Genomic DNA, 26882 nt, shown 5'->3' with positions numbered 1-26882 from the left:
GGCGCGGACGAAGAACTAGAGGCCCCGGGTGGGAGCGGCCGGCGCCGCGCCGGCCACCTCGATGAGGTACGGGTTGCTGGCGCGCTCGCGGCCGATGGTGGTGCTGGGGCCGTGCCCGGGCAGCACGACGGTGTCGTCGGCCAGCGGGAGGATCTTGTCGCGCAGGCTGGTGAGCATCGCCGGCATGCTGCCGCCGGGCAGGTCGGTGCGGCCGATCGAGCCGGCGAAGAGGACGTCGCCGGAGAGGCAGATCTCGTCGGCCTCCCACCCCGAACCGGCGCCGGGCAGCCGGAACAGCACCGACCCGCCGGTATGGCCCGGGGCGTGGTCGACGGCGATCTCCAGGCCGGCGAGCGTGAGGGTCGCGCCGTCGGTCAGCTCGGCCACGTCCTCCGGCTCGGTGTAGCTCAGCCGGCCACCGAAGAGCGAGGTCAGATCGGTCGACAGGCCCTTGGCCGGGTCGGCGAGCATCTCCCGGTCGCCGGGGTGCACGTACGCGGTGATCCCGCGCGCACCGCAGACCGGCGCCACCGAGAACGTGTGATCCAGGTGGCCGTGGGTGAGCAGCACGGCGGCCGGATGCAGGCGGTGCTCGGCGAGCAGCGCGTCGAGCTGGTCGAGCACCCCGATGCCGGGATCGACCACCACGCACTGCTCCCCCGGCGCGGTGGCCACCACATAGCAGTTGGTGCCGAAGGCGTCCGCGGGAAAGCCGGCCACGAGCACGGGCGCTGTCCTCTCCGTCGAGCTGTCGTCCTGCCCAGCAGCCTAACCGGCGGGGCGAGCGCGTTTGCCGCGTCCGCCCCCGAGGCCCCATCCGACACAGTGACATCGCACGATATGGGCTGCTGGCGGTGGGGTGGACCTCGTACACCACATTCCCAGTCACTAGCCGTACACTCTGGCGGGCGTGTGGCGTGGCACACGCGAGCCCGGACGGGCCGGGGTACCCGGCCGCCGGTGACGACCAGGCAGAGGAAAGGGGAGCACCTGTGGCTTCCAGCAGGGACCGGCAGCGCAAACTGGCGCGGGCCAAGCTCGACCGGCAGCTGGCTCGCCGGGCCGCCGCCACGCGGCGCCGCCGGCAGATCCAGGCCGGTGTCGGCGCCTTCCTGGTCCTCGCGGTGATCGTGGCCGGCTCGGCCTGGGCGCTCGGGGCGTTCGACTCCGATCCGAAGAAGAACACCGCCGCGGAGGACACCTGCCTCTGGACGCCGCAGGACGCGACCGCCAACACCAACCTCAAGGACGTCGGCACGCCGGCGACCAAGGGCCTGCCGACCGACGGCACCCGGGCGATGACGGTCACCACCAACCAGGGTGCGCCGATCACCGCCGAGCTGAACCTGGCCAACTCCCCCTGCGCCGCGGCGAGCATCGCCCACCTGGCGAGCCGGTCGTTCTACGACAACACCAAGTGCCACGAGATCACCGCCGACGGCGCGCTGCGCTGCGGTGACCCCAGCGGCACCGGCCTCGGCGGGCCGACCTACTCGTTCTACGACGAGGACGTGCCGACCGTGCCGTCGGCGTCGCCGTCGGCCAGCCCGGCGCCCGGTCAGCCGCCGACGTACCCCAAGGGGACCGTGGCGATGATCTCCAACCCGCCCGGCACCAACGGCAGCCAGTTCCTGATCTTCTTCAAGGACTTCACGACCACGGACCCGAAGTACCCGGTGATCGGCAAGGTGACCGGTGGGCTCGACGTGGTCGAGAAGATCGGCGCCCTGCCGACCGTGGACAATGGGACCGGGGCCAAGGTCAAGCCCAAGACCGACGTGGTGATCCAGAGCCTCACGGTCGGCGAGCCGGTCACCGGCGCGGCACCGGCGCCGTCCGGTGCACCGGCCAGCAGCCCGAGCGCCGGCTGACCGGTCGCCCCACCCCACCCGAGCGGCACCCCGCAGCAAACAGCCAGGAGGATCCAGGCGTGACGTCCACCAGAGAGCGGCAGCGCGCGGCGGCACGCGCCCGACTCGAGAAGGAGATGGCCGAGCGCTCGGCCAAGGCCCGCAAGCGCCGCCAGACGCAGGCGATCGTCGGCGCGGCGGCCGTGCTGGTGCTCGTGGTCGCCGGCACCGTCTGGCTGGCCACGACCCTCGGCGGCGACGACGACAAGAGCGACACCGCCGCCTCGGCGCCCGGCGCCAGCGAGTGCGTCTACAACGCGATGCCCGCCGACCAGCGGCCCCCGCAGATCAAGGACGTCGGGGTGCCCAGCAACCAGCAGTCCGCCAAGGGCGTGCAGACCATGACGATCACCACCAACCTGGGCCCGATCACGGCCAAGGTCGACCGGTCGCAGGTGCCGTGCACGGCGGGCGCCTTCACCTACCTCGCGGAGAAGAACTTCTTCGACAACAGCAAGTGCCACCGCCTGGTGACCGAGGGCATCAAGGTGCTGCAGTGCGGTGACCCGAGCGCCACCGGCAAGGGCTGGCGGGACACCGACGGCACGGGTGGCCCGAGCTTCCGGCTGCCGGAGGAGAACCTGCCCACCGACAAGCGCCCGCCGTACCCGGAGGGCGTCATCGCGATGGCCAACTCCGGCCAGCCGGGCAGCACCGGCAGCCAGTTCTTCATCGTCTACGGCGACTCGCCGCTGGACCCGGCGTACACGGTGCTGGGCACCGTCACCGGCGGCATGGACATCGTCAAGGACGTGGCCAAGGCCGGCGACGACGGGGCGTTCGCGCAGCAGGCCGGTGGCGGCCACCCGAAGAAGGAGGTCACGATCACCGACCTCACGATGAGCCCGCCGCAGGGCTGACACCCGCACGAGACGAGGAAGCGCCCGCCGGCTGAGCCGGCGGGCGCTCTCGTGTGCGGGGTACGGTGTTCAGGCGCCCGAGGTGACCCGGTACGCGTCGAAGACCCCATCGACCTTGCGGACGGTGGCCAGCAGGTGGCCCAGGTGCTTCGGGTCGGCCATCTCGAAGCTGAACCGGCTCACCGCCACCCGGTCGCGGGTGGTGGTGACGGTGGCGGACAGGATGTTGACCCGCTCGTCGGAGAGCACCCGGGTGACGTCGGCGAGCAGCTTGTGCCGGTCCAGTGCCTCGACCTGGATCGCCACCAGGAACGTGGAGGCGGACGTGAGCTTCCAGCTCACCTCGACCACCCGCTCGGCCTGGGCCCGCAGGTCCTCGGCGTTGGCGCAGTCGTCGCGGTGCACGCTCACCCCGCCGGAGCGGGTGACGAAGCCGAACACCGAGTCCGGTGGGACCGGGGTGCAGCAGCGGGCCAGCTTGATCCACACGTCGCTGACGCCACGGACCACCACGCCGGGGTCGCTGCTGCTCTGGCGGCTGCGCGGCGGCCGGGTGGCGACGGCGGTCTCGGCGATGTCCTCCGCCGCGCCCTCCTCGCCGCCGTACGCGGCCATCAGCTTCTGCACCACCGACTGCGCGGAGACCTGACTGTCGCCGACCGCCGCGTACAGCGACGCCACGTCGGCGAGGTGCAGGTCCCGGGCGATCGACATCAGCGCGTCGGAGGTGAGCATCCGCTGCAACGGCATGCCCTGCTTGCGCATCGCCTTGACGATCGCGTCCTTGCCGGCCTCGATCGCCTCCTCGCGCCGCTCCTTGTTGAAGTACTGGCGGATCTTCGTGCGGGCGCGCGGGCTCTTGACGAAGCCCAGCCAGTCCTGTGTGGGGCCGGCCGTCTCGGACTTCGACGTGAAGATCTCGATCACGTCGCCGTTGGACAGCGTCGATTCCAGCGGCACCAGCTTGCCGTTGACCCGCGCGCCGATGCACTTGTGCCCCACCTCGGTGTGCACCGCGTACGCGAAGTCCACAGGCGTCGACCCGGTCGGCAGCGGGATGACGTCACCCTTCGGGGTGAAGACGTACACCTCCTGGCTGGACAGGTCGAAGCGCAGCGCGTCCAGGAACTCGCTCGGGTCGGCCGCCTCGCGCTGCCAGTCCAGCAGCTGCCGCAGCCAGGTCATCTCGTCGATGTGCGCCGGCGGGCCGACGATCTGGGTGCCCTTGTGCTCCTTGTACTTCCAGTGCGCGGCGATGCCGAACTCCGCGGTGCGGTGCATCGCGTACGTGCGGATCTGCATCTCCACCGGCTTGCCGGTGGGCCCGATGACAGTCGTGTGCAACGACTGGTACATGTTGAACTTGGGCATCGCGATGTAGTCCTTGAACCGCCCCGGCACCGGCTGCCAGTTGGCGTGGATCACGCCGAGCGCCGCGTAGCAGTCCCGCACCGTGTCGACCAGGATCCGGACGCCGACCAGGTCGTAGATGTCGTTGAAGTCGCGACCCCGCACGATCATCTTCTGGTAGATCGAGTAGAGGTGCTTCGGCCGCCCGGTCGTCTCCGCCTTGATCTTGGCGGCCTTCAGGTCGGTGCCGACCTTCTGGGTGACCTGCCGCAACAGCGACTCCCGCTGCGGCTGGTGCTCCCCGATCAGCCGGTTGATCTCCTCGTAGCGCTTCGGGAACAGGGTGCCGAAGGCCAGGTCCTCCAGCTCCCACTTGATCGTGTTCATACCGAGCCGGTGCGCCAGCGGCGCCAGGATCTCCAGCGTCTCCTTGGCCTTCTGCTCCTGCTTGGGGCGGGGCAGGAAGGTCAGGGTGCGCATGTTGTGCAGCCGGTCGGCCAGCTTGATCACCAGCACCCGCGGGTCCTTGGCCATCGCCACGACCATCTTGCGGATCGTCTCGGCCTTGGCGGCGTCGCCCAGCTTGACCTTGTCCAGTTTGGTGACACCGTCGACCAGCAGGGCGACCTCGCCGCCGAAGTCGGCGCGCATCGCGTCGAGGGTGTACTCGGTGTCCTCGATGGTGTCGTGCAGCAGCGCGGCCACCAGCGTGGTGGTGTCCATCCCCAGGTTGCCGAGGATGGTGGCGACGGCGAGCGGGTGGGTGATGTACGGGTCGCCGGACTTGCGGTACTGCCCGGAGTGCCACCGCGCCGCCGTGTCGAAGGCGCGCTGGAGCAGCCGCGCGTCGGCCTTCGGGTGGTTCTCGCGGTGACTCGCGATGAGCGGCTCCAGCACCTCGCTGACCTGCGAGGTCTGCCAGGGCGCGTTGAACCGGGCCAGCCGGGCGCGCACCCGCCGACCGGTGGGCGCGTTGGACAGCCCGAAGCCACCGCTCGGCGACGGGTCGACGCCGGCGTCGGTCGGAAACGGGACCACGACCCCGTCGGCGCCCGGGGACGCCTCCGTGGTGGCGCTCGCCGTGACGCCGGTCGGAGCCGCCGCGTCGTCGGCAGGAGCCCTGCCGGAGCCGTTGTCGGTGCCCGCCACCCGGGCCGGCGCGTCGCCGTTCCGGTCGGTCACCGAGCCGTCAGCGTCGCCTGTCGGGTGCACCGTGCCCTCCGCCGGAGGGACGACATCGTGGGACACCGGCCTCCTCACCGCTCGCCGGAAACACACCGGCCGAACATCGGCCGGCCTGGTCTCGCGTCGCCGGACGGTGTACCGCCGGCGTCAGCAAAGGGCAATGCTACCCGCACGGACGGTCCCCTGCCGCTCCGCCGGACGGTCGGCGCGACCTCCGCCCGGTGGGCCGGGTTCAAACGGTCAGCAGGGCATGGACCGGACGCGGCGCCAGCCGTTCCCGCGCGCCCAGGAAGCCGAGCTCCAGCAGCACGGTGAAGCCGGTGACCGTCCCGCCGGCCCGCTCGACCAGGTCCAGCGTCGCCTCGGCGGTGCCGCCGGTGGCCAGCACGTCGTCGACGACAAGCACCCGGTGGCCGGCGGTGAAGGCGTCCTCGTGCACCTCCAGGGTGGCCTCGCCGTACTCGAGGGCGTACGACACCGAGTGCGCCGGGCGGGGCAGCTTGCCCGCCTTGCGCACGGGCACCACGCCCACCCCGGCCGCGTACGCGACAGCTGCCGCGACGACGAAGCCGCGCGCCTCGATGCCCACCACGACGTCGAAGCCGTCCCGCCCGTGGTACGCGACGATCTCGTCGACCACCTCGCGGAACGCCTTCCCGTCGGCGAACAGCGGCATCAGGTCCTTGAACAGGACACCGGGCTGGGGAAAGTCCGGCACGTCCAGCACCCGGCTGGCCACCAACCGGGCGGCCTCCGGGCCGCTGTCCCCGCGCGCCGCGGTGCTGTGGGTCTCCGTCACGGCTGTCTCGTTTCCCTTCCCACGACGACGGCGTCCGGCATGCTGCTCGCACAGCATGCCGGACGCCGTTCGGGCGTTTCCTCCCGGGGCGACCCCGGGGGTCGGTCAGCGCCGCTTGGCGCCGCCGGGCCGGTTACCGCCGCCGCCGGGGCGACCGCCCCGGGCGCCGGTCGGCCGCTTGCCCGCCGGCCGCGCGCCCACCTTCGGGGCGGCGCCGGCCAGCGCGGCGGAGTCGGGATCGAGCGGCGCGTCGGCCGCCTCGCCCTCGACCGGGGCCGGGGCACCCTTGCCGGTGACCTCGCCACGGCCCGGCGTACCCCGACGGGCCTGCACCCGCTTGTTGTGCGCCTGGATGCGGGGGTCGTAGTTCTTCAGCAGCGCCAGCAGCGGCGTCGCCACCAGGATGGAGGTCAGGAACGCCACCGCCATACCCACGAACAGCACCAGGCCGAGGTCCTTCAGCGTGCCGGCGCCGAGCAGGCCGGCGCCGATGAAGAGCAGACCACCGACGGGCAGCAGCGCCACCACCGAGGTGTTCAGCGACCGCATGAGGCTCTGGTTGACGGCCAGGTTGGCCGCCTCGCCGTACGTCATGTTGTTGTTGGCGGTGATGCCCCGGGTGTTCTCCTGCACCTTGTCGAAGACCACCACCACGTCGTAGAGCGCGAAGCCCAGGATCGTGAGGAAGCCGATGATCGTCGACGGGGTGACCTCGAAGCCGACGAGGGAGTAGATGCCGGCGGTGAGGATCAGGTTGGTGAACAGCGACGCCACCGCGGCGACCGCCATCCGCCACTCGAAGCGCAGGATCAGGTAGACCATCACCAACGCGATGAAGATGACCAGACCGAGCAGGGCCCGCGAGGTGACCTGGCTGCCCCACGCCTCGCTGACCTGGTTGTCGCTGATCTGGTCCGCGTTGATGCCGAACCGCTGGGCGATGTCGGCCTTGACCGCGGTGGCCTGCTCCGCGCTGAGCTGACCGGTACGCAGCTCGTACGAGTCGCCGCCCGTGCCGCCGACCTTCTGCGCGGTCACCACCTCGGCGCCGCCGCCCTTGGCCGCGAGCGCGGCGTCGACCTGCTCCTCAGCCTGGTTCAGGGTGCCGACGCTGGCCGGCACCTGGAACGAGTTGCCGCCGGCGAACTCGATGCCGAGGCTGAACCCGCGGATCGAGAAGCTCAGAATCGCGATCAGGATCAGGATCCCGGCGACGCCGAACCAGAGCTTGCGCCGGCCGACGACGTTGAGACCGGCCTCGCCGTTGTAGAGGCGGCTCGCCAGACCGTTCTGAGCCATCTCAGGCCTCCTTGGCGCGCGGGTTGCGGGGCTGAGTCTGCTGGCTGCGGGCCGGGAGTGCCCGACCCAGGCCGCTGACCCGCGGGGACAGGAACGCCCGGGTCCGGGCGAACATCGTCATGATCGGGTGCCGGAAGAGGAAGACCACGACCAGGTCCAGCACCGTGGCCAGGCCGAGGGCGAACGCGAAGCCCTTGACCGTGCCGACCGAGACCACGTAGAGCACCACTGCGGAGAGCAGCGTGATCGCGTTTGCCGAGATGATCGTCCGGCGGGCGCGGACCCAGGCGCGGGGCACCGCGCTACGCGGGCTGCGTCCCTCCCGGATCTCGTCTTTCAGTCGTTCGAAGTAGATGACGAACGAGTCCGCCGCCACACCGAGCGAGACGATCATGCCGGCGATGCCGGCGAGGGTGAGCGTGAAGCCGATCTGCCGACCGAGCACCACCAGCGCGCCGAAGACGAGCAGCGCGGACAGGATCAGGCTCAGGAAGATCACCGAGCCGAGCAGCCGGTAGTAGAAGAACGCGTAGATGATGACCAGCAGCATGCCGATGCCGGCCGCGAGCAGACCCGCGCGGAGGTGGCTGGCACCCAGGGTCGCGGTGACGTTCTGCGACTCCTGCGGCTGGAAGGTCACCGGCAACGCGCCGTAGCGGAGCTGACTGGCGAGCGCGCTGGCGTCCTTCTGGGTGAAGTTGCCGGTGATCTGGGAGTTGCCGGTCAGCACGGCCTGAATCTCCGGGGAGGAGACGATCTCGTTGTCCAGCACGACGGCGACCCGGCACTTGCCGTCCTGCCCGAGAGCGGTCGCGTCGCAGGCCTGGCCCTCGTTGGTGAACGCCTCACGGGTCAACGCGGTCCACTTGCCCTGGCCGTCGCCGGTGAAGTCGAGGCTGACCACCCAGGCGTTGGTCTGGTCGAGCACCGCGTTGGCGTCGTCCACGTCGGTGCCCAGCACCTTGGCCTGGTCGAGCAGGTACTTCGAGGCGCCGTCCTCGCAGGACACGACCTGCTGCTTCGGGTCGGAGATCGAGGCCGGGGGGCGCTTGTCGAGCTGGGCGCAGCCGATCGTCGGCACGTTGAACTGCATCTGCGCCGGCAGCACGGCAACCTCTTGCGGGCTCAGCGTGCTGAACGGCTTGAGCTTGTCGCCCAGCGACGGGTCGGCGCTCAGGTCGGCGGGGGCCTGCAGACCGCTGGCGGCCTGCCAGGCGGCGGCGCCGACCTTCTGCTCGACGGCCTTGCGCTGCTCCTCGATGCTCGCCGGCACCGGCTCGGCGCTGGCGCTCGCCGACGGGGCGGCGGCGCTCGCCGAGGCCGAGGGGGTCGGTGTCGCGCTGGCGGACGGCGCGGGCGCCATCCCGCCCTGTCCACCGCTGCCCGACGGGGTCGCCGAGGGGGCGCCGCTGCCCGACGGGGTCGCCGAGGGGGCGCCGGACGGGGTGACGCTGCCCGGGGCTGCCGTGGCGGCCGGCGGGGCGGCGGCCGTCCCGCTGCCGTCGGCGGCCTTGAGCACCTTGCGGAAACGCAGCTCGGCGGCGCTGCCCACCTCGTCGAGGTTCCGGTTCTCACCGGGCAGGGAGATGACGATGTTCCGGTTGCCCTCGGTGACCACCTCGGCCTCGGCCACGCCGAGCCCGTTGACCCGGTTCTCGATGATCTGCCGGGCCTCCTCAAGGTTTTGGGCCGTCGGGGGCTTGCCATCGACGCTGTTGGTCGCCTGCAGCGTCATCCGGGTGCCGCCGATCAGGTCCAGGCCGAGCTTGGGCTCCAGCCGGTCCTTGAAGCTGCCGCTGGCACCGCCCGCGAAGAACACCAGAAGGTAGAGGACCACGAAGATGAACCCGAGCACGGCGAGCTGCCGGCCGGGGCGCATCTGTCCCTGAGGTGGTGCCACGGTTGTCCTGTCTCCCTGTACGGTCGCGCCGCTGCGCGCGGCGGCGGCGAGTGTCGGGCCGGGGGTCCCGGCCAACGGGTCTGACCTGGGCCGACGGGGTGCCGACACAGTGGCCGGACACGCCGGCATGGGGACGCCGACGGCCACGGGAACGTGCCGACGCCCGGCGTCGACCCAACTATCCAGTTTTCACGTCACGTCCGCTGCCCCGTTGGGCGCGGTGGCCGGGGAGCCGGTCACCCGGCCGTACGCCGGAACCGTCACCCCCGCGGGAGGGTCACTCCTTGACGGTGTCCGCGTCCTCGGTGACCGGCTCGCTCGGCAGCTCCGCGCGGGTGACCACCCGGGCGATGGCCGGTCGGGCGTAGCGGGTCTGCACGCCCGGAGCGATCTCGAGCAGCACGGCGTCGTCCTCGACGCCGGTGACCGTGCCGTAGAGCCCGCCGATGGTGACAACCTCGTCGCCCGGGCCCAACGCGGACTGCATGGCCTCCGCATCGCGGCGACGCTTCTGCTGCGGACGGATCATCATGAAATACATGACGCCGAAGAGCAGGACGATCATCAGGATCGGCGTGAAGCCGCCGGCCCCACCACCCGCTGCAAGGTATTGCACGGTTACTGCCTTCCCATTGGCCACCTGTCCGGCACGGGAGTGCCGGAGCGGAGGCGGATTCTCACATCCTGTACAGACCGCGGCGAAGTCTAATCCCTGCACCTGAGAACACCGAATGCGGCACAGATCACGTTCACATCACGGCTGATCGGTGTCCAGGGAGAACAGATCGGGCGGAGACGGGACATCCACCCCAAATGTACCATTCGGTGGAGTACGCCCCAGGTGCCGCCAGGCGGCTTCCGTGGCCACCCGCCCCCGCGGGGTACGCGCCAGCAGGCCGGCACGCACCAGGAACGGCTCGCAGACCTCCTCGACCGTGTCCGGCTGCTCCCCCACCGCCACGGCGAGGGTGGACAACCCGACCGGGCCGCCCCGGAACGAGTCCACCAGCGCGGTCAGCACCGCCCGGTCCAGCCGGTCCAGGCCCAGCGCGTCGACGTCGTACACCGTCAGGGCCTTGCGGGCGGTGCCCAGGGTGACCACGCCGTCGGCCCGGACCTCGGCGTAGTCGCGGACCCGGCGCAGCAGCCGGTTGGCAATCCGGGGGGTGCCCCGGGACCGGCCGGCGATCTCCGCCGCGCCGTCGGCGGTGATCGGCACCCCGAGGATGCGCGCCGAACGGTGCAGCAGCGTCTCCAGATCCGCCGGGGCGTAGAAGTCGAGGTGCGCGACGAAGCCGAACCGGTCCCGCATGGGCCCGGTCAACAGACCCGAGCGGGTGGTCGCGCCGACCAGGGTGAACGGCTCGACGTCCAGCGGGATCGCGGTGGCGCCCGGCCCCTTGCCGACCACCACGTCGACCCGGAAGTCCTCCATCGCGCTGTAGAGCAGCTCCTCCGCCGGCCGGGCGATCCGGTGGATCTCGTCGATGAAGAGCACATCGCCCTCGGCGAGGCTGGTCAGGATCGCCGCCAGGTCACCGGAACGCTCGATCGCCGGGCCGCTGGTCACGCGGATGCCGGCGCCCAGCTCCGCGGCGACGATGTTGGCCAGGCTCGTCTTGCCAAGCCCGGGTGGGCCGGAGAGCAGGATGTGATCCGGCGGGGACCCCCGCCGCATGGCGCCCTGCAACAACAGGTCGAGCTGATCGCGCACCCGGTCCTGGGCGATGAACTCGGCCAGCCGCCGGGGCCGCACGGTGGCCTCCGCGTCCCGGTCGGCATCACTGACGTACGCCGAGACGAGCCCGTCGGTCTCGCTCACCGTGCCGCCTCCCGTCGCCCCTGGGCGGTCATCGGGTACGACCCAGCAGGCGGATGGCCTGCTTGAGCAGGACCGGCACGGGCGGGGTGGCGCCGTCGATGGTCTCCGCCACCGCGGCCACCGCCTGGTCGGCCTGCCCGGCCGTCCAGCCCAGACCGACCAGCGCCTGCCGTACCTGATCGGGCCAGGCGCCGCCGGTCACGCCGCCCACCCCGTCGGCGCCGATCGACACCGGACCGATCCGGTCCCGCAATTCCAGCACCAGGCGCTCGGCGCCCTTCTTGCCGATCCCGGGCACCCGGGTCAACGCGGCGGTGTCGGCGTTGGCGATGGCCTTTCGCACCGCGTCCGGCGTGTGCACGGCCAGCACGGCCTGGGCCAGCCGTGGGCCGACCCCGCTGGCGGTCTGCAACAGCTCGAACAGCGCCTTGGCGTCGTCGTCGGCGAAACCGTAGAGGGTCAGGGAATCCTCCCGGACCACCAGGCTGGTGGCCAGCCGCGCCGGCTGCCCCACCCGCAGCTCGGCGAGGGTCCCGGGGGCGCAGTGCACGGCCAGGCCGACCCCGCCGACCTCGATCACGGCCAGATCCGGACCTGTCGCGGTCACCGTGCCGCGCACGCTGGCGATCATCGTGCTCCTCCTCGTCGTGCCCGATCGGCCGCGGCGGCCAGCTTGGAACGGGTGCCACCGCGCCACACGTGGCAGATGGCCAGGGCGAGAGCGTCGGCGGCGTCGGCCGGCTTCGGTGGCTCGTCCAGCCGCAGCAGCCGGGTCACCATGGCGGTCACCTGCGCCTTGTCGGCCTGACCGGAACCGGTCACCGCCGCCTTCACCTCGCTCGGGGTGTACGTCTGCACCGGCAGCCCCGCCCGCGCCCCGGCCAGCACGGCGATGCCGCTGGCCTGCGCGGTGCCCATCACCGTCCGGACGTTGTGCTGGCTGAACACCCGCTCGACGGCGACGCTCTCCGGCTGGTGCTCGGCGACCAGCTTGGTCAGCGACCGGTCCAGGTGCAGCAGGCGCAGCGGCAGGTCGTCGGCCGGGTCGGTGTAGACCACGTAGTAGGCGATGAGCGTGCAGGGCCGACCGGGCACCCCCTCGACGACGCCCACCCCACACCGCGTCAACCCCGGGTCGACCCCCAGCACCCGCACGCCGCCCCCTCCCCCAGCCGTCAGCAGTACGTGTGTTCGACACCCTAACTGCCGGCCTTCCCACCGGCCCCACGGGACACGCCCTCCCCCACCCCACACCCCGCGCCACGATCTGGGCAACGTCCCGGATGTTGCTGCCTCCGACGCCCGAGAGACAGCCTTTCGGCACGCGGCTCGGCGGGGCGGGCGCGGGCCATGGGGGGCAGGGGGCCACACAGCAGGGGTACGGAGTATGTGTCGCTGCCCCATGTGCCGCAGGGCACACAGCTCGTAACTTCTTGCGCCATGACGGCAGAACCCGTGGCGGTCCCCCACGTCGTACAGGTCGACCTCGCTGGTCGGACCGCCCTGGTCACCGGGGGCGGCAGCGGCATCGGGCGGGCCTGCGCCCTGCGGTTGGGCGCGGCCGGCGCCAAGGTGCTCGTGGTGGACCGCAACCTGGAGGCGGCCAAGGCGGTGGCCGCCGAGGCCGGCGGACGCGCCGAGGGCGTGGACCTGGCCGACGCGGCGGCCGTGGACGCGCTCGACGTGGACGTGGACATCGTGGTGAACAACGCCGGGCTCCAGCACGTGGCGCCGCTGCAGGACTTCCCCGTCGAGCGCTTCGAGTACATCCAGCGGGTGATGGTGGAGGCGCCGTTTCTGCTGATCCGCCGCGCGTTGCCGCACATGTACGCCCGGGGCTGGGGCCGGATCGTCAACATCTCGTCGGTGCACGGCCTGCGCGCCTCGCCCTACAAGGCGGCCTACGTCTCGGCGAAGCACGCCCTCGAAGGGCTGTCGAAGGTGGTGGCGCTGGAGGGGGCCGCGCACGGGGTGACCGCCAACTGCATCAACCCGGCGTACGTGCGGACCGCCCTGGTGGAGAGCCAGATCGCCGATCAGGCGGCCAGCCACGGCATCGGCGAGGCCGAGGTGATCGAGAAGGTCATGCTGGCGCGGGCCGCCATCAAGCGGCTGATCGAGCCGGAGGAGGTGGCCGAGCTGTTGGCGTACCTCTGTTCGCCGCCGGCGGCCTTCATCACGGGCGCGTCGATCGCGCTCGACGGGGGCTGGACGGCCAACTAGTGGGCCTGAGCACAATGTCGACCATGTCGTCGCCGGTGGAGTTCCTCGAACTGCTCGCTCGCGAGGCCGCCGCGGTGGAGTTCGAGGGCCCGTTGGTGGCCGCGCGCGCCGCCGGGATGCCCGCCGACCGGCTGGCCGAGCTGGAGCAGGCCAAGACTGTGGCGTTGCGGGTTCGCGCGCTGCTGGAGCGCCGCCGCCGTCGCGAGACCGAGCTGTCCGGCCTGTACGACACGGTCAGCGACCTGGCCGGGCTGCGCGACCTGGACGACGTGCTGCGGGCGATCGTGCACCGGGCCCGTCACCTGCTCGGCGCCGACGTGGCGTACATGACGCTCAACGACGACGAGCGCGGCGACACCTACATGCGGGTGACCGACGGGTCGGTCTCGGCCCGCTTCCAGCGGCTGCGGCTGCCGATGGGCGCCGGCCTCGGTGGCCTGGTGGCCCAGTCCGGCGCCCCGTACGTGACCGCCAACTACGGCGAGGACGCGCGCTTTCACCACACCGGGGAGATCGACGCCGGTGTGGGCGAGGAGGGCCTGGTGGCGATCCTCGGGGTGCCGCTGCGACTCGGTTCCACCTCGATCGGGGTGCTCTACTCGGCCAACCGCTCGGCCCGGCCGTTCGCCCGCGAGGAGGTGGCGCTGCTGGTCTCCCTCGCCGCGCACGCAGCGGTGGCGATCGACACGGCCCGGCTGCTGGCCGAGACCCGCTCGGCGTTGGCCGAGTTGTCGGCGGCGAACACCACCATCCGGGCGCACAGCAGCTCGGTGGAGCGGGCCGCGGCGGCGCACGACCGGATGACGGCGCTGGTGCTGCGCGGCGGCGGGGTGGAGGACGTGGCCGCCGCGGTGACCGAGGTGCTGGGCGGGGCGCTGTTGGCGTTGGACGCCCAGGGCCGGTTGCTGGCCCGGGTGGGCGAGATCGACGAGCCGGACCGGGCGGACATCGTCGAGGCGGTGGCCGCCTCGCGTACGGAGGGACGCAGCGTGCGCCGCGGCCCGCTCTGGTACGCGGCGGTGGTGGCCGGCGCGGAGAACCTGGGCGCGCTGGTGCTGCGTCCCGACGACGAGTTGGTCGACGCCGACCAGCGGATCCTGGAGCGGGCCGCGCTGGTGACCGCGCTGCTGCTGCTGTTCCGCCGGACCGTGGCCGAGGCGGAGGGGCGGGTCCGTGGCGAGTTGCTGGACGACCTGATCGCCCGGCCGCTGCGCGACACCGACGCGCTGCGCAGCCGGGCCCGCCGGCTCGGCGTGGACCTGGACGCGCCGCACGTGCTGGTGGCGGTGGGCGACGACGCGATCGCGGCGACCGGCTCGGCGCGGCAGCGGGTGCTCTCCTGGGCCACCACGTACGCCACGGCGCGCGGTGGCCTGGCCGCGGCGCGCGACGGTCGGGTGGTCCTGATGCTGCCCGGCCAGGATGCCGGTGGCAGCGCCCGCGCGGTCGCGCGGGACCTGTCGCGGGTGACCGGCCGGCCGGTGACGGCCGGGGCGAGCGGCCCGTCGACCGGGCCGGGGACGCTGGCCGGGACGTTCCACGAGGCGGACCGCTGTCTGACGGCGCTGGGCGCGCTGGGCCGCGCCGGTCAGGGCGCCAGCACCGCGGAGCTCGGCTTCGTCGGTCTGCTGCTGGGCACGGTCGGTGACCGGGGTGAGCGGGACGTGGCCCAGTTCCTCACCGCCACGGTCGGGCCGGTGGTCGACTACGACGCCCGGCGCGGGACGGCGCTGGTGAAGACGCTGGAGGCGTACTTCGGGGTGGGCGGCAGCCTGGCCCGGGCCGCCGAGCAGTTGCACGTGCACGTCAACACGGTGACCCAGCGGCTGGAGCGGGTCGGGCAACTGCTCGGCGCGGACTGGCAGCGGCCCGAGCGGGCGTTGGAGGTGCAGTTGGCGCTGCGCCTGCACCGCCTGCGCGCCCCTGCGGGTTGACCCCGCCGGGGGCGCGCGGTCGGGTCAGCGGGCGCGGATGCCGTCGAGGACGCCGTCGACGACCTGCGTGGGCAGGTTCCGCTCGTCCAGCTCCGGGTTCCACTGCAGGACCCGTTGGATCAGCATCGGCCCGGTGAGCAGCGCCATGGTCACCTCGACGTCGATGTCGGGGCGCAGCAGCCCCTCGTCGATGCCGCGCCGCAGCACCTCGCGCATCAGCTGACGCCGGGGCTCGATGATGGTCTGGTAGAGCTGGTATTGGTCCGGGCTGCGGTTCACCGCCGGCACCAGGCAGGGCATGATCTTCGCGGCGCGGGGGTCGACGTTCTGCCCTACCGCGCCGACCAGCAGGAGCAGGTCGTCGCGGACGGAGTGACCGGCTGGCTGCGGCATGATGCCCTTGAGCCGGCGCAGCGCGTCCAGCAGCAACGCGTCCTTGCCGGCCCAGCGGCGGTAGATGGTGGCCTTGCCGACGCCGGCGCGGGTGGCGATCGCCTCGATCGAGAGCGCCTCGACGGTGCTTCCCTCGGCGAGCAGGTCGAGGGTCGCCTCGATGATCGCCTCGTCGGCGCGGATGCTCCGCGGTCGCCCGGGCGACCGCGGAGCACCGGCGGTGGACGTCATGTCGGACATTGTCCCCTAACCTAGGCCGTCCCGGCCAACTCGGGCTCGGCGGCGGGGGCCGCCGAGGCCGGAGCCAGCGCGTCGCGACCCGGCATCCATCGCAGCACCACCAGCACGCCGAGGGCCGCGACGACCGCGGACAGCGCCGCCGCCCAGTGCATGGCGGTGACGAAGGCGTCGTTGGCCGCCGAGATCAGCGTCGGCGCCGCCGGGCCGAGCTTCGCGGCCGCAGCGTACGCCCCGGAGATCGACTCGTTGGCCGCGTCCTGGGCCTGTGCGGGCAGGCCGGTCAACGCGTCGCCCACGTCACTGCGGTAGACCGCGGAGAGCACCGAGCCGAGGACCGCCACGCCGAGCGCGCCGGCCACCTGGCGGACGGTGTTGCTCACCGCGGAGCCCACGCCGGCCTTCTCGCGGGGCAGCGCCGACATGATGGACTCGGTGGCCGGCGGCATGATGTTGGCCATCCCGACGCCCTGGATGAAGAAGACGACAAGCACGATCCAGATCGGGGTGGACGCGCCGATGAAGGCGAACGCGGCCAGCGCCACCACTGTCAGCCCCAGCCCCACGGCGGCGACCGCCCGGCCGCCGTAGCGGCGGACCATCGCGGCGCTGCGCGGCGCGAAGATCAGCTGGGCGCCGGCGAAGGGCAGGAAGAGCAGGCCGGTCTGCAGCGGGCTGTAGTCGCGGACCAACTGCAGGTAGAACGAGCTGAAGAACATCACGCCCATCGCGGCGAAGAACACCAGGCCGACGATCGCCACCGGCGCGGCGAAGCGCGGCACCTTGAACAGCCGGACGTCCAGCGACGGGTGGTCGGAGCGCAGCTCGTGCCGCACGAACCAGGCCAGCACGGCGAGGCCCACCAGGATCGAGCCCCAGGCCACCGGACGGTCGAAGCCATGCTCGCCACCGTCGATGATGCCGTAGGAGAGGGCCACCAGGCCGACCACGGAGAGCAGGACGCCGAGCAGGTCGACGCGGCCGGGGCGCGGGTCACGCGATTCGGGGACGAGCAGCGCCACCAGGAGAACGCCGGCGACGACCACCGGGACGTTGATCAGGAAGACCGAGCCCCACCAGAAGTGCTCCAGCAGCGTGCCGCCGAGGATCGGGCCGATCGCCACGGCCAGGCCGACCGCGCCGGCCCAGATACCGATGGCCCGGCCGCGCTCACGCGGGTCGAACACGTTGGAGATGATCGAGAGCGTCACCGGCATGATGGCCGCGCCGCCGACCCCCATCAGGGCGCGGGCCGCGATGAGCTGCGCGGGGCTGTGTGCGTACGCGGAGAGCAGCGACGCCAGGCCGAACAGCGCCAGCCCGATCATCAGGAAGCGCTTGCGGCCGGCGCGGTCGCCGAGCACCCCGAAGGTGAACAGCAGTCCGGCGAAGACCAGCGTGTAGGAGTTGATGGACCACTCCAGCTCGCCCTGGCTGGCCCCGAGGCCGTGCACCGGGTCGGCCAGGGTGCGCAGCGCGACGTTGAGGATCGTGTTGTCGAGGACGACAACGAGGAGGCTGATCACCAGCACCCCCAGGATCGCCCACCTCCTCGGGTGTCCCGTGTTCTCGTGTAGTTCCATGCCCGTTCTCCCCCCGGTTGCACCCGACGCAATACGATACGAGCCAGACTCGTATCGCGGGACAGCCTAAGGGCGGGCATTAACGATACGGAACGGATCCGTATCGTATGTGGCGGGCATCACCTCCGCTGTGCCGCCAGACAGGCGGCGACGGCGGCCGGCAGCCCGCCCAGATGGCCCACCGGCGCGGCCAGCGGCTCGATCCAGCCCGGCCCGGCGCCGTACACCCGCAGGCGCGGAAAGTCCCGGGCGAAGCGCACGAGGCGGTACGCGCGGCCGGTGACCGGCGTCTGCGACCAGAGCACGACGGTGTGCGGGCGAGCCCGGTACACCGCGCTGGTCAGGGCGGCCCAGGGCAGCGCGGGCCCCAGGTGCAGGCAGCCGCGGCCCTGCTCCCGCAGGGCGGCGGCGAGCGCGTGCAGGCCGAGGGAGTGCGTCTCCTGCTCGGCCCCGGCCAGCAGCACCCCGCCGACGGGCAGGGAGCGGCCGGGCTCGCGGCGGTACACGTCCAGTCCGACCCGGACACCCTCGGCCAGGGCGTGCTCGACGGCGATCTCGGCGGCGCCACGCCCCGACAACCGCCCCAGCAACGGCCGACAGACCTGCTCCCAGAGCGCCGGCACGCCCCACTCGGCGGCCAGCTCCCGCGTCAGCGCGGCGACACGGTTACCGTCCAGATCCTCGGCCGCCAGCGAGACCCGCTTGAGCGCGGTCTGCACGGCGTCGGCCGGCATCGGCTCGGTCAGCACAGACGTACCCCCGGGTAGACGTTCTCTACCCGGGGGTTCGCCGCGAGCGCGCGCGGCGGATACGCCCGGCGGGAATTTACCGGCGCCGGAGCGCCAGCCGGCGGGCCAGCGCGGCGGCGCTGCCCCAGATGCCGCGCCGGAAGAGCACCACCACGAGGACGAAGATGCCGCCCGTGACCAGGCCGATCGCCTCGAATCCGGAGAACGACAACCAGTCCTCCAGGCGTACGACGACCGCGGCGCCGAGCACCCCGCCCCACAGCGTCCCGATCCCGCCGAGCACCACCACGATGACGGCCTTGCCGGAGGTGGTCCAGTGCAGCACGTCGAGCGAGACGAACCGGTGCCCCACCGCGAACAGGCCGCCGCCGAGGCCGGCGATGAACCCGGACAGGACGAACGCGGTGAGCTTGTAGCGGTGCACCGGATAGCCCAGGGCACGGGCGCGGGCCGGATTGTCGCGGATGCCGACGAGCACCCGGCCGAACGGCGAGTGCACGATCCGCCAGGCGGCGGCCAGCCCGAGCAGCACGATCGGCAGGATCGCATAGTAGAAGTAGTAGTCGTCGGTCAGATCCAGGCCGAAGAACGAACGGGGCACCCCCTGCAGGCCGTTCTCCCCCTGCGTCACGGAGCGCCACTCGTTGGCCACGTAGTAGACCATCTGCGCGAACGCGAGGGTCACCATGGCGAAGTAGATGCCGGTCCGCTTGACCGCGAGATAGCCGATCGGCACGGCGAGGACGGCCGCGGCGAGTGCCCCGGCCAGCACCGCCAGGGGGAACGGCAGGCCGGCGTGGATGGCCACCAACCCGGTGACGTACGCGGAGGTGCCCCAGAACGCGGCGTGCCCGAAGGACATCAGCCCGGTGAAGCCGAGCAGCAGGTCCACCGCCACGGCGAACAGCGCCCAGCAGAGGATGTCCACCGCGACGGCCGGGTAGAGGCCGTTGGGCAGCCAGGCCGCGACGGCCAGCCCGACGGCGAGCAGCGCGTACCGCACCCAGCCGGGGGCGTGGGCCACGGCGACCAGCCCGGACGGCGGCGTCGAGCGGGACGCGTCGGCGGGAGTGTCCACGGTGCTCGTCATGCCGGGGCCTCCTCACGACCGAACAGGCCGGCCGGACGCCAGAGCAGGACGCCGGCCATCACGATGAAGACGATCGTCTGCGACACGATCGGGAAGTTCGACAGGTACGCCTCGCCCCACGCCTGCACCAGGCCGATGCCGAAGCCGGCGGCGACCGAGCCGAAGATGGAACCCAGACCGCCGATCACGACCACCGCGAAGACCACGATGATCAGGTCGGCGCCCATCAGCGGGTTGACCGCGCGCATCGGCGCGGCCAGCACACCGGCGAGCCCGGCCAGGCCGATGCCGAAGCCGAAGACCGGCGTCACCCAGCGCCCGACGTCGATCCCGAACGCCCGGGTCAGGTCGGGCCGCTCGGTGGCCGCGCGGACGACCATGCCGATCCGGGTCCGGGTGAGCACCCACCACACCGCCACACAGAGCAGCACCGCGAAGCCGAGGATGAACACGCGGTACGTCGGGAAGTCGAACAGGCCGAAGTTCACGGTCCCGTCCAACAGCGCCGGGGTGGCGTACGGGCTGGACTGCACGCCGTAGCGCAGCTTCACCAGGTCCTGCAGGATCAGCGTCAGGCCGAAGGTGAGCAGGAAGTTGTAGAGCGGGTCGAGCTTCGTCAGCCGGTGGATCACCGCGCGCTCCAGGGCCATGCCGAGCAGCCCGAGCCCCACCGGCATGATCACCAGGGCCGCCCAGAACGGCACGCCCGCCTCGGTGAGCAGCACGTACGCGCCGAACGCGCCGAGCATGTAGAACGCGCCGTGCGCGAAGTTGACCACCCGCAGCATGCCGAAGATGACGGCGAGCCCGAGGGCGAGCAGGGCGTAGAACGCCCCGCTCACCAGCCCGTTGAAGGTGTTCTGCGCGAAACCACTCATAGCTTGCAGTCCGCGGACGGCGCGCGGAACGCCTCCGCGGCGGGGATCGTCTTGAGCACCTTCACGTAGTCCCACGGCTCGGTGACCTCGGCCTGCGGCTTCACCTGGGCCAGGTACGCGTCGTGCACCACCCGGTGGTCCTCGGCGCGGATCTTGCCGTTGCGCAGGAAGACGTCCTCGACCGTCTTGCCCTCCAGGCCCTTGACCACGGTGTCCGCGTCGTCGGTGCCGGCGGCCTGCACCGCCTCCAGGTACTGCAGGGCCGCCGAGTAGTTGGCGGCGTGCGCGAACGTCGGCCGGGTGCCGGTCTTCTGCTGGAACCGGTCGGCGAACTCCCGGTTCTTCGCGTCGAAGTTCCAGTACCAGGCGTCGGTGTACGTCGTGCCGGCCAGCGCGGCCGGGGTGAGCGAGTGGATGTCGGTGAGGAACATCAGGCCCACGGCGAGGCCGACGCCCTTGTCGCGCAACTTGAACTCGTTGTACTGCTTCACCACGTTGACCAGCTCCGCGCCGGCCTGCATGGTGCCCAGCACGTCCGGCTTCGGGTTCAGCGTCGGCGCCTTGAGCAGGAAGGTGGAGAAGTCGCCGCTGGTGTTCGGGAACGGCGCCCCGTCCTTCCCGACGACAGTCCCGCCGGCAGCCGTGATGGCGCTGGAGAAGCTCTTCTCCATGTCCTGCCCGAACGCGTAGTTCGGGTAGAGGATGTACCAGTTCTTGCCGATCTGCTCGGTGGTGGTCTTCCCGGTGCCGTTGGCCAGCATGTACGTGTCGTAGGCGTAGTGGAACGTGTATTTGTTGCAGCTCTTGCCGGTCAGGTCGGTCGTCGCCGCGCCGATGTTGAAGTAGAGCTTCTTCTTCTCCTTCGCCACGTCGGCCACCTTCAGCGCCGCCGACGAGGTGGGCACGTCCAGGATGAGGTCGACGCCCTTGCGGTCGTACATCTCCTGAGCCTTGGAGTTGGCCACGTCCGGCTTGTTCTGGTGGTCGGCGGTCTCCACGGTGATGTCCTTGGTCACCGCCTTGTCGCCGTACTTCGCGGTGAAGTCGGCGATGGCCATCTCCACCGCCGTCACCGAGTTCTTGCCGGACAACTCCGAGTACGCCCCGGACTGGTCGTTGAGCACGCCCAGCACGATCTTGTCGCCGGTCAGCTTCTGATCGCCGCCCGACTGGGGTCCACCGCCGCCGCAACCCGCGACCAGCACCACCGCGGCCGACGCCGCGGCCACACCCACCGTCCTGCGCATGCCCACTCCATCCATTCCGCGCGCCGTCGCGCGGCTCGTCGTTGAGAAGAATCAGATCCCGAGGTACGCGAGCAGCTCGCGTTCGCGCGAGCGCACCTCGGAGTTGTCCATCGCCTCGGCGACACGTCCCTCGGCCAGCAGGTAGTGCCGGTCGGCGACGCCGGTGGCGAAGTGCAGGTTCTGCTCGACCAGCAGCACGGTCACCCCGTGCTGCTTGGCCTCCCGCAGCAGGTCGCCGACCTGCTGCACGAGCAGCGGTGACAGCCCCTCGGTGGGCTCGTCGCAGAGCAGCAGCCGCGCGCCCATGCGCAGCACCCGGGCCAGGGCCAGCATCTGCTGCTCGCCGCCGGAGAGCATGGTGGCCGCCGAGTCCCGCCGGGTGTAGAGAGCGGGGAACGCCTCGTACACCCGCTCCAGCGGCCACGGGTCGGGGCCGACCGTGGGCGGCAGGGTGAGGTTCTCGGTGACGGTCAGGGTGGCGTAGCTGCCCCGGTCGTCGGGCACCCAGCCCAGCCCGAGGCGGGCCCGGCGGTGCGCGGGCAGCCTGGTGATGTCCCGCCCGTCCAGCTCCACCGTGCCGCGCTGGCCGGAGTGCAGCCCCATCACGCAGCGCAGCAGAGTGGATTTGCCGGCGCCGTTGCGGCCCACGAGGGTGACCACCTCGCCGGCGGCGACCTCCAGGCCGACCTCCCGCAGCACCTGCGCCTCGCCGTAGAACGCGGAGAGGTTCTCAATGCGCAGCATCAGCGGCTCCCAGGTAGGCGGTGATCACGCGCTCGTCGGCGCGGACCTGCTCGTACGGGCCCTCGACGAGGACCCTGCCGGCCTGCAGGACGGTGACGGTGTCGGCGAGCCGGCCGACCACGCTCATGTTGTGCTCGACCATGACCACGGTGCGGCCCGCACGGACCCGGCTGATCAGCTCGACGGTGCGGTCGACGTCCTCCAGGCCCATCCCCGCGGTCGGCTCGTCGAGCAGCAGCACCTTCGGGTCCAGCGCGAGGGCGATGGCCAGCTCCAGGGCCCGCTTGCGGCCGTACGCCAGCGCCGCCGACGGGGCCTGCGCCAGGTCGGCCAACCCCACCATGGCCAGCAGCTCGTCGGCCCGTTCGGTGTAGCGGTCCAGCAGCTTCGCCGAACGCCAGAACCGCCAGCCCAGCCCGCTGGAGGACTGCAACGCCAGCGCGACGTGCTCGCGGGCGGACAGCTGCGGGAAGAGGCTGGTGATCTGGAACGAGCGGGCCACGCCGAGCCGGGCGACCCGCTCCGGCGGCAGCCCCGTGACGTCCCGCCCGGCCAGTTCGATCCGCCCACCGCTGGGCGTGAGAAACCCGGTGAGCAGGTTGAACAGGGTGGTCTTGCCGGCGCCGTTCGGGCCGACGAGCGCGTGCACACTGTCCGGCGCGACGTCCAGGTCGACCTCGTCGACCGCCCGGAAGCCCCGGAAGTCCCGGGTCAGCCCGCGGGCCGACAGGAGCGCTTGCCCGGCCATCGCCTCATCCTCCGCACGGTCGCGGCGACGGTCGACTCGGTGACCGCGGTCACAGGCCCGTCGCGTGGAGGAAACCTACGGCCGCTCGCGCGAGTCGAGCCATGTCGATCGCATCCATATTCGACGGGCAGAGGACGTGCCCGGCCTCCACTCCCCCGTCCAGCCGACTTGACCCGACCTCCTAGGTTGATGATCCACACAGCCCAGCGGAAGGTCCCCACCCCATGCCCGTCGGCTTCACCATGGCGATCGTCTTCGCCGTCGCCCTGGCGGTCAGCGCCGTCCTGGCTCTCGTCGCCCCCGCGCGGTCGCTGAAGCGGATGGCCGCCCTCGCGACGCTCGTCTTTCTCGCCCTCACCCTGCTGGTCGGGGTCACCTCCAGCGCCCACTCGGTGCCCATCCGCTCGGTCGGCATCGTCACCAGCTTCGGCAAGCCCACCGGCAAGGTGACCGGCTCCGGCCTGAAGTGGGTCGCCCCCTGGCAGAAGGTCGGCGAGTGGGACGCCGGCCGGCAGAAGTACGACCACATCGGCGGCAACAACTGCGTGCGCGTCCGCACCGGCACGCTCGCCGACGCCTGCGTCGAGGTGCTCATCGAGTGGCAGGTCAGGCCGGAGAACGCGCCGAAGCAGTTCATGGACTACAAGGGAGACTTCGACAGCTTCCGGGGCCAGCGGGTGGGCGTGCAGCTCGACAGCGCGGTCAACGACGCCTTCGCCGCGTACAACCCCCTGGAGAAGATCGACGCCCGGACCGGTGACCTCAACGTCGACCTCAAACCGTTCGCGGCGAACATCAAGACCAGCGCGGACACCCGCCTCGCCAGCGACGTGGACATCCTCTCGGTGACCATCACCCGGGTGAACCACGACGACAAGACCGAGGGCAACATCAAGGCGTTCCAGGACAAGCTCGCCCAGACCCGCAACCTGGAGCAGGACCGCAAGAACGCCGAGATCTCCAAGCAGATCACCGAGACCAACGCGAAGGTCGACAAGGTGACCCGCTGCCTGGAGATCGCCGAGAAGAACGGCGCCAACCCGGGCCTGTGCATCAACCCGGGCATCGTCACCGGCAAGTGAGAAGGAACCGGCCCACCCGTGGCAGGTGGGCCGGCGCCGTGCCGCTCGATGCTCAACTCAACAGGACGGCTCGTCCGCCCTGACGTGCCGCAGCGAGTACGCGGCGTCGGTGAAGGCGCCGCCCTGCAGGGCAGCGGGGTCGACCGGGTCGCGCGAACCGGGCACCCCGTCGGCGAAAACCTCCGCGTTGTCCACCGGCAGATAGCCGAGCCGAGCCCCGGCCGTGGTGTCCCAGAACGCCCGAGTGTTGGCGGACACGGCGTAGGCGGTCGCGAAGCGCACGTCGGGAGCGGTGAGAGCCGCGCGAACGAAACCGATGCCGTCGCGCGGGCTCAACCAGGTCGCCAGGTAGCGGGCCTCGTCCGGCGCGTCCTCGAAGCTGCCGATGCGCAGGCACACCACCGACAGGCCGAACTTGTCGGCGTACAGGCGCCCGAGCGCTTCGACAGCGACCTTGCTCACCCCGTAGAAACCGTCCGGTCGGACCGGCTCGTCCGGCCCGACCACCTGGCCGACGGGGTAGAAGCCGGTGACACGGTTGCTGCTGGCGAGGACGACCCGCCCTACCCGCTGCCGACGGGCCGCCTCCAACACGTGGTACGTGCCCAGCACGTTGCTCTCCAGCAGGTCGGCCAGGGGTGCCTCGTCCGGCAGCCCGGCCAGGTGCACCACCGCGTCCGCGCCCTTGAGCGCGGCGGTCACCGCGTCGGCGTCCGCCAGATCCAGTTGAATCGCCCGGTCTGTCGGCGACTGCGGCTGCGAGGGCACCCGATCGACCAGAACGAGGCGGCGCACGTCGTCGCGTAGGTGACGGCAGACCGCCGAACCAATGCGACCGGCGGCACCCGTGACGACGACCGTGCCCAGACGTGAACCCATGACGCCATCCTGCCGGCCCGCACCGACAGGATGGCCAGTCCAGGGTGACCACCCAGCGGGCGCCCTCGCCCCGGACCGGTCGAGCGGATCAGCTCGTCCGGTTGGTGGCGGACCGCTCCCACTGGCGGGGGGCGCTGATCTTGGCCCAGCTCGCGCCGAACGTCATCCGGCGCAGCGGTGACGCGATGCCGCAGAGGCTGAACCAGCCACGGGTCAGACCCACGCTGACCGGGTTGCTCATCATGCCCTGGTGCAGGGTCCGCAGGGCCAGGTCTACGGCGTGGAATCCGTACGCGCGCATCTCGGCCTCATATCCGCCGATCACATCCAGCAGCGGCAGGTGGCCGCCGTCGGCCAGCGACAACTGGCGGGTGAGCAGGGCGGCGTCGCGCAGTGCGGTGTTGGCGCCGTTACCGCCGGCCGGTGGCATGCCGTGCACGGCGTCGCCGAGCACGGTGACCCGCGAGGGCGCCCAGGGCGCCGGACGGTCGGACGCCTGGAACGGAAACGCACTCACGTCGTTCGGTGGACACTGGTCGATCAGTTGGCGGAGCGCAGGATGCCAGTGGGTGATCAGCCCGGCGACGTAGGCCTTCAACTGGGGGCCGTCGAGGCGCTCCGGACGCGAGGGGAACAGCTCGTTGCGCGCGACGAACGCGCACAGCAGATAGTCGTCCCCCACCGGCTGCCGGCGTTCGAACACGGAGGTGAACAGGAAGTGCGGCGCACCGGTCACGATGAGGTTCATGCCCTCAGCCAGCCGGGCGGGTAACCAGGCTCGGGTGTCGTCGTTCAGCGGCAACTTGAGCCCGACGCCTACCGCACCGGCATCTCTCTGCGTGGCGGTCGGCAGGTACTGCGCCCGCACCCGCGAGTTGATCCCGTCCGCGCCGACCAGGACGTCGCAGGTGGCGGACGTCCCGTCGGCGAAGCGCGCGGTGGGGCGACCGTCGGCGGCGAGCTCGTAGCGCTCGAATGCCTTGTCGTAGTGGACGGTGTCGTCGAGTCCGTCGAGGAGAACGCCGCGCAGCGTGTGACGGTCGACCGGGTAGGCCCGTTCGGCGGGGTCGGGATCGTCGGGATACATGACCGCGTCCTCCACGAGGACCAGCGTGCGCAGGTCCGTGCCCAGGAAGCCGAAACCGCCGCCGGGCCGACCCGCGGTGTCGATGAACGCCTGCCAGTGTCGGTCGGGCAGACAGGCACGCAGCGACCGGCTGCCCGCCGGGTTGATCGCGAGCCGGTAGCGGTCCACCCGGTCGTCGCGGCGTCGGTCACGCTCGTACACGGCGACGGTGATGCCGTGTTTACGCAGACCCTGGGCGAGAGCGAGGCCGCCGATGCCACCGCCGACGATGAGCACGTCAGTCATGGGTGAGACTTTCTGGTGCGAAGAGGTCGCACAGCTGGTTGACCACCGACTCGGCCTTGTCGGGACGCAGACGAATGCCTTTGACGGTGGCGATCACCAGCTCGACGCTGGCAGCGACGTCGAGGTCCACCGACCACACGTGTCGCGCGACGCCTTCGGTGAAGATCGCCGCGAGCGCGTCCCGCCAACCCTGTTCGTCCCGCTCGATATCGGCCCCGGTGGACTCGTCCCGTCGAGCCCGAAGGTCGAGCTCATCGAGCACGATGAACAACTCGGGCCGTTGCGCGACCGCGGTGGCGATCTCGCTGAGGTGTTGCCGCAATCGGGCGGCGGGTTCCAGGTCGGCGTGCATCGTGGCCTCGAATTGGCTGGTCACGTGCTCGAGCACTGCGGCGATCAGGTCGGCCTTGGTCCGGAAGTAGTGGTGCAGGGTGGAGTGGTCGATGCCGGCCGCCGCGGCGATCGGCCGCAGCCGGAACCCCTCGAAGCCCTCCTCGGCGATCGCCGAGAAGGCCGCGTGCACCAGCGCCTGCCGGCGATCGAGCCGTTCGGTCATCCTCCACCATCCCCAACCAAGCGGTTGGTTGATAGTTCAGCA

At 71.5% G+C, this 26882-nt stretch carries 25 protein-coding genes; 5 read left to right on the top strand and 20 right to left on the bottom strand.

The features are described from left to right. Nucleotides 1-15 precede the first annotated feature (15 nt). Nucleotides 16-726 carry an MBL fold metallo-hydrolase gene (locus tag ACFYPH_RS15525; RefSeq protein ID WP_355065755.1) on the bottom strand — a complete coding sequence of 237 codons (711 nt, stop codon included), beginning with the start codon at nt 724-726 and terminating at the stop codon, nt 16-18. Nucleotides 727-992: 266 nt separating this feature from the next. Between ACFYPH_RS15525 and ACFYPH_RS15520 the strand changes: the two genes are divergently transcribed. Further along, nucleotides 993-1871: a peptidylprolyl isomerase gene (locus tag ACFYPH_RS15520; protein WP_355136356.1), complete on the top strand. Its 879-nt coding sequence runs from the start codon at nt 993-995 to the stop codon at nt 1869-1871. Nucleotides 1872-1930: 59 nt separating this feature from the next. Continuing rightward, nucleotides 1931-2770 carry a peptidylprolyl isomerase gene (locus ACFYPH_RS15515; protein ID WP_354856031.1) on the top strand — a complete coding sequence of 280 codons (840 nt, stop codon included), beginning with the start codon at nt 1931-1933 and terminating at the stop codon, nt 2768-2770. 69 nt (nt 2771-2839) lie between these two features. Here the strand turns inward: ACFYPH_RS15515 and ACFYPH_RS15510 are convergent, their stop codons facing one another. From ACFYPH_RS15510 to ruvC, 8 genes are all read right to left on the bottom strand, one after another. After that, a complete protein-coding gene (locus ACFYPH_RS15510; RefSeq protein WP_354856030.1) occupies nt 2840-5368 on the bottom strand; it encodes a bifunctional (p)ppGpp synthetase/guanosine-3',5'-bis(diphosphate) 3'-pyrophosphohydrolase in 2529 nt (842 codons plus the stop codon). A 169-nt stretch (nt 5369-5537) separates the two neighbouring features. Continuing rightward, nucleotides 5538-6104, bottom strand: a complete 567-nt coding sequence (locus ACFYPH_RS15505; RefSeq protein WP_354856029.1) for an adenine phosphoribosyltransferase — start codon at nt 6102-6104, stop codon at nt 5538-5540. A 105-nt stretch (nt 6105-6209) separates the two neighbouring features. Next, nucleotides 6210-7403 (bottom strand): protein translocase subunit SecF, encoded by a 1194-nt coding sequence (gene secF / locus ACFYPH_RS15500; RefSeq protein WP_354856028.1) that lies wholly within the window; start codon nt 7401-7403, stop codon nt 6210-6212. Between the two features lies 1 nt (nt 7404). Next, nucleotides 7405-9303 (bottom strand): protein translocase subunit SecD, encoded by a 1899-nt coding sequence (gene secD, locus ACFYPH_RS15495; RefSeq protein ID WP_387182196.1) that lies wholly within the window; start codon nt 9301-9303, stop codon nt 7405-7407. Nucleotides 9304-9580: 277 nt separating this feature from the next. Continuing rightward, complete coding sequence (gene yajC, locus ACFYPH_RS15490; protein ID WP_354856026.1) at nt 9581-9919, bottom strand: preprotein translocase subunit YajC; 339 nt, start codon at nt 9917-9919, stop codon at nt 9581-9583. 138 nt (nt 9920-10057) lie between these two features. Continuing rightward, nucleotides 10058-11125: a Holliday junction branch migration DNA helicase RuvB gene (gene ruvB / locus ACFYPH_RS15485; protein WP_387182193.1), complete on the bottom strand. Its 1068-nt coding sequence runs from the start codon at nt 11123-11125 to the stop codon at nt 10058-10060. Between the two features lie 28 nt (nt 11126-11153). Further along, nucleotides 11154-11756 carry a Holliday junction branch migration protein RuvA gene (gene ruvA, locus ACFYPH_RS15480; protein ID WP_354856024.1) on the bottom strand — a complete coding sequence of 201 codons (603 nt, stop codon included), beginning with the start codon at nt 11754-11756 and terminating at the stop codon, nt 11154-11156. Then, nucleotides 11753-12280, bottom strand: a complete 528-nt coding sequence (ruvC, locus tag ACFYPH_RS15475; RefSeq protein WP_234583505.1) for a crossover junction endodeoxyribonuclease RuvC — start codon at nt 12278-12280, stop codon at nt 11753-11755. The genes ruvA and ruvC overlap by 4 nt, the downstream gene beginning before the upstream one ends. A gap of 285 nt (nt 12281-12565) precedes the next feature. On the opposite strand from ruvC, the gene ACFYPH_RS15470 reads away from it, so the two are divergent. Continuing rightward, nucleotides 12566-13348 carry a 3-hydroxybutyrate dehydrogenase gene (locus ACFYPH_RS15470; RefSeq protein ID WP_354856023.1) on the top strand — a complete coding sequence of 261 codons (783 nt, stop codon included), beginning with the start codon at nt 12566-12568 and terminating at the stop codon, nt 13346-13348. A gap of 14 nt (nt 13349-13362) precedes the next feature. Continuing rightward, nucleotides 13363-15282 (top strand): helix-turn-helix domain-containing protein, encoded by a 1920-nt coding sequence (locus tag ACFYPH_RS15465; protein WP_355136350.1) that lies wholly within the window; start codon nt 13363-13365, stop codon nt 15280-15282. A gap of 24 nt (nt 15283-15306) precedes the next feature. Here ACFYPH_RS15465 and ACFYPH_RS15460 read toward each other — a convergent pair whose 3' ends face one another. From ACFYPH_RS15460 to ACFYPH_RS15425, 8 genes are all read right to left on the bottom strand, one after another. Then, entirely contained in the window at nt 15307-15915 is a 609-nt protein-coding gene (locus ACFYPH_RS15460; protein ID WP_387182188.1) for a TetR/AcrR family transcriptional regulator, read from the bottom strand. 11 nt (nt 15916-15926) lie between these two features. Next, on the bottom strand, nt 15927-17495 hold the full coding sequence (locus ACFYPH_RS15455) for an MFS transporter (protein ID WP_354856020.1): 1569 nt from the start codon (nt 17493-17495) through the stop codon (nt 15927-15929). A 119-nt stretch (nt 17496-17614) separates the two neighbouring features. Then, nucleotides 17615-18244: a transcriptional regulator gene (locus tag ACFYPH_RS15450; RefSeq protein ID WP_387182185.1), complete on the bottom strand. Its 630-nt coding sequence runs from the start codon at nt 18242-18244 to the stop codon at nt 17615-17617. Nucleotides 18245-18320: 76 nt separating this feature from the next. Next, nucleotides 18321-19334 (bottom strand): branched-chain amino acid ABC transporter permease, encoded by a 1014-nt coding sequence (locus ACFYPH_RS15445; RefSeq protein WP_355065744.1) that lies wholly within the window; start codon nt 19332-19334, stop codon nt 18321-18323. Further along, nucleotides 19331-20212: a branched-chain amino acid ABC transporter permease gene (locus ACFYPH_RS15440; RefSeq protein ID WP_354856017.1), complete on the bottom strand. Its 882-nt coding sequence runs from the start codon at nt 20210-20212 to the stop codon at nt 19331-19333. The genes ACFYPH_RS15445 and ACFYPH_RS15440 overlap by 4 nt, the downstream gene beginning before the upstream one ends. Further along, entirely contained in the window at nt 20209-21459 is a 1251-nt protein-coding gene (locus tag ACFYPH_RS15435; RefSeq protein WP_354856016.1) for an ABC transporter substrate-binding protein, read from the bottom strand. The genes ACFYPH_RS15440 and ACFYPH_RS15435 overlap by 4 nt, the downstream gene beginning before the upstream one ends. A 51-nt stretch (nt 21460-21510) precedes the next feature. Continuing rightward, the gene (locus ACFYPH_RS15430) at nt 21511-22203 is read right to left on the bottom strand and encodes an ABC transporter ATP-binding protein (RefSeq protein ID WP_355136346.1); all 693 of its coding nucleotides are present in this window, start codon (nt 22201-22203) and stop codon (nt 21511-21513) included. Then, complete coding sequence (locus ACFYPH_RS15425; RefSeq protein ID WP_355136344.1) at nt 22190-22951, bottom strand: ABC transporter ATP-binding protein; 762 nt, start codon at nt 22949-22951, stop codon at nt 22190-22192. The genes ACFYPH_RS15430 and ACFYPH_RS15425 overlap by 14 nt, the downstream gene beginning before the upstream one ends. 224 nt (nt 22952-23175) lie before the next feature. Between ACFYPH_RS15425 and ACFYPH_RS15420 the strand changes: the two genes are divergently transcribed. Then, complete coding sequence (locus ACFYPH_RS15420) at nt 23176-24033, top strand: SPFH domain-containing protein (RefSeq protein WP_354856013.1); 858 nt, start codon at nt 23176-23178, stop codon at nt 24031-24033. A 57-nt stretch (nt 24034-24090) separates the two neighbouring features. Here the strand turns inward: ACFYPH_RS15420 and ACFYPH_RS15415 are convergent, their stop codons facing one another. The 3 genes from ACFYPH_RS15415 to ACFYPH_RS15405 form a co-directional block, all read right to left on the bottom strand. Beyond that, on the bottom strand, nt 24091-24912 hold the full coding sequence (locus tag ACFYPH_RS15415) for an NAD(P)-dependent oxidoreductase (protein WP_355065734.1): 822 nt from the start codon (nt 24910-24912) through the stop codon (nt 24091-24093). A gap of 88 nt (nt 24913-25000) precedes the next feature. Further along, nucleotides 25001-26284: an FAD-dependent oxidoreductase gene (locus tag ACFYPH_RS15410; RefSeq protein ID WP_387182179.1), complete on the bottom strand. Its 1284-nt coding sequence runs from the start codon at nt 26282-26284 to the stop codon at nt 25001-25003. Further along, on the bottom strand, nt 26277-26840 hold the full coding sequence (locus ACFYPH_RS15405) for a TetR/AcrR family transcriptional regulator (RefSeq protein WP_387182177.1): 564 nt from the start codon (nt 26838-26840) through the stop codon (nt 26277-26279). The genes ACFYPH_RS15410 and ACFYPH_RS15405 overlap by 8 nt, the downstream gene beginning before the upstream one ends. Nucleotides 26841-26882: the final 42 nt, after the last annotated feature.

Origin of the sequence: Micromonospora sp. NPDC005252 (assembly GCF_042872475.1) — a bacterium.
In the GTDB taxonomy this organism is placed as follows: domain Bacteria; phylum Actinomycetota; class Actinomycetes; order Mycobacteriales; family Micromonosporaceae; genus Micromonospora.
The sequence above is the reverse complement of the archived record's forward strand: the minus strand, read 5'-3'. Positions and strand labels throughout refer to the sequence as shown.

Coding starts and splice junctions, on each gene's coding strand:
- ACFYPH_RS15415 (WP_355065734.1), bottom strand. CDS start 24,912: ATGGGTTCACGTCTGGGCACGGTCGTCGTCACGGGTGCCGCCGGTCGC.
- ACFYPH_RS15445 (WP_355065744.1), bottom strand. CDS start 19,334: ATGACGAGCACCGTGGACACTCCCGCCGACGCGTCCCGCTCGACGCCG.
- ACFYPH_RS15410 (WP_387182179.1), bottom strand. CDS start 26,284: ATGACTGACGTGCTCATCGTCGGCGGTGGCATCGGCGGCCTCGCTCTC.
- ACFYPH_RS15405 (WP_387182177.1), bottom strand. CDS start 26,840: ATGACCGAACGGCTCGATCGCCGGCAGGCGCTGGTGCACGCGGCCTTC.
- ACFYPH_RS15460 (WP_387182188.1), bottom strand. CDS start 15,915: ATGTCCGACATGACGTCCACCGCCGGTGCTCCGCGGTCGCCCGGGCGA.
- ACFYPH_RS15420 (WP_354856013.1), top strand. CDS start 23,176: ATGCCCGTCGGCTTCACCATGGCGATCGTCTTCGCCGTCGCCCTGGCG.
- ACFYPH_RS15425 (WP_355136344.1), bottom strand. CDS start 22,951: ATGGCCGGGCAAGCGCTCCTGTCGGCCCGCGGGCTGACCCGGGACTTC.
- ACFYPH_RS15440 (WP_354856017.1), bottom strand. CDS start 20,212: ATGAGTGGTTTCGCGCAGAACACCTTCAACGGGCTGGTGAGCGGGGCG.
- ACFYPH_RS15455 (WP_354856020.1), bottom strand. CDS start 17,495: ATGGAACTACACGAGAACACGGGACACCCGAGGAGGTGGGCGATCCTG.
- ACFYPH_RS15430 (WP_355136346.1), bottom strand. CDS start 22,203: ATGCTGCGCATTGAGAACCTCTCCGCGTTCTACGGCGAGGCGCAGGTG.
- secF (WP_354856028.1), bottom strand. CDS start 7,403: ATGGCTCAGAACGGTCTGGCGAGCCGCCTCTACAACGGCGAGGCCGGT.
- ruvA (WP_354856024.1), bottom strand. CDS start 11,756: ATGATCGCCAGCGTGCGCGGCACGGTGACCGCGACAGGTCCGGATCTG.
- ACFYPH_RS15465 (WP_355136350.1), top strand. CDS start 13,363: ATGTCGACCATGTCGTCGCCGGTGGAGTTCCTCGAACTGCTCGCTCGC.
- ACFYPH_RS15470 (WP_354856023.1), top strand. CDS start 12,566: ATGACGGCAGAACCCGTGGCGGTCCCCCACGTCGTACAGGTCGACCTC.
- ACFYPH_RS15435 (WP_354856016.1), bottom strand. CDS start 21,459: ATGCGCAGGACGGTGGGTGTGGCCGCGGCGTCGGCCGCGGTGGTGCTG.